Source organism: Pseudomonas sp. 51_B, assembly GCF_017491595.1.
Classification (GTDB): Bacteria; Pseudomonadota; Gammaproteobacteria; order Pseudomonadales; family Pseudomonadaceae; genus Aquipseudomonas; species Aquipseudomonas promysalinigenes.
Window position 1 is genome coordinate 1 of sequence record NZ_JAFGYW010000204.1, and the last position, 507, is coordinate 507.

The window sequence follows — 507 nt, forward strand, 5'->3', positions numbered from 1 at the left end:
CACGGTGTGATTCATGACTGGGGTGAAGTCGTAACAAGGTAGCCGTAGGGGAACCTGCGGCTGGATCACCTCCTTAATCGACGACATCAGCCTGCTGATGAGCTCCCACACGAATTGCTTGATTCATTGTAAAAGACGATGCTGTAACGCAACCTTGTTATAGGTCTGTAGCTCAGTTGGTTAGAGCGCACCCCTGATAAGGGTGAGGTCGGCAGTTCAAATCTGCCCAGACCTACCATTACATGGTTCAGCCGTAGGATACGGGGCCATAGCTCAGCTGGGAGAGCGCCTGCCTTGCACGCAGGAGGTCAGCGGTTCGATCCCGCTTGGCTCCACCACTTCTGCTCTACTTGATCAGAATTCAGAAATGAACATTCAGTTCGAATGTTGATTTCTGGCTTTTGTCAGATCGTTCTTTAAAAATTCGGATATGTGATAGATATAGACTGATGGCCAGTTTCACTGCTGGGTATCAGGCTAAGGTAAAATTTGTGAGTTCTGCGCGTA

General features: G+C 49.1%; 2 tRNA genes and 1 rRNA gene. All 3 read left to right on the top strand.

What is annotated here, in order from left to right:
* Nucleotides 1-76: ribosomal RNA gene (locus tag J5M56_RS24405) — 16S ribosomal RNA — on the top strand; the annotation flags it as partial.
* An 85-nt stretch (nt 77-161) separates the two neighbouring features.
* Nucleotides 162-238, top strand: a tRNA-Ile gene (locus tag J5M56_RS24410).
* Nucleotides 239-262: 24 nt separating this feature from the next.
* Nucleotides 263-338, top strand: a tRNA-Ala gene (locus tag J5M56_RS24415).
* The last annotated feature ends 169 nt before the right edge of the window (nt 339-507 follow it).